We start from the raw sequence: 889 nt of genomic DNA, 5'->3' as shown, positions 1-889 counted from the left end.
GCGCGCGGGCACCCGGCAGGGTCACGCCGACCTGGCGGCGTACCGACGGCAGCGGCACGGGCAGCTCCAGCAGCCGGCTGTCGGTCCTGACGAACAACGCGGGCAGCGCGGCCACCATGTCGGTCTCCAGGAGCAGCGACCGGATGGTCAGGATCGAGGTGCACTCGGTGCGGTCGCGCGGCAGCGGCAGGTCGTTGCGGCGGAAGACCTGCTCCAGCTCCTGCCGCAGCGAGGTCTGCTCCAGGGGCAGGATCCACGGGTAGGCCAGCAGGTCGGCCAGCGTCTTCGCCGCGCCCGCCGGGTGTCCCTCGCGGGCGACCAGCAGCACCGGCTCTTCATAGAGGGGGAGCTGGCGCAGGCCGGGGTGGTCCTCGATGGGGTTGAGCCGGCCGAGGATCACGTCGAGGTCGCCGTCGACGAGGCGCGGCACCAGGGAGTCGAACGTGCCCTCTCTGACGATCACAGTGATCCCGGGCCGGTCGGCCTTGAGGGCGGCGATGGAGCGGGGGAGCAGCACGTTCGTGGCGGTGAGCAGCGTGCCCACGGTCACGGTGCCGGCGTCGCCGTCGGCCAGGCCCGCGATGCGCTCGCCCGCGCGGCGCAGCTCGGCCTGCACGGCGCGGGCGTGCTCGATGAACGCCTCGCCGAACAGCGTCGGCGTGACGCCGCGCGGCCCGCGGACGAACAGCTCGACGCCCAGGAGGTGCTCCACCTCCCGCAGCGCGCGCGTGACGGCGGGCTGCGCCAGGTGCAGGTGCTCGGCCGCGCGCAGGACGCTGCCCTGATCGGCGATGGCCGTGACGAGCACGAGATGGCGGAGCTTGAGCCGGCCACTCAGCAGGTCCAGAGGACGAGATATCACGAAACCATCATATAAACGGGATGAAAT

At 72.1% G+C, this 889-nt stretch carries 1 protein-coding gene; it reads right to left on the bottom strand.

Annotation, left to right across the window (positions count from 1 at the left end):
* The coding region (locus tag FXF51_RS60235) for a LysR substrate-binding domain-containing protein (protein WP_262380676.1) at window positions 1-862 on the bottom strand (862 nt) is incomplete at its 3' end.
* Window positions 863-889 lie beyond the last annotated feature (27 nt).

Source organism: Nonomuraea sp. PA05 (genome assembly GCF_008086045.1).
GTDB lineage: Bacteria > Actinomycetota > Actinomycetes > Streptosporangiales > Streptosporangiaceae > Nonomuraea > Nonomuraea monospora.
The sequence above is the reverse complement of the archived record's forward strand: the minus strand, read 5'-3'. Positions and strand labels throughout refer to the sequence as shown.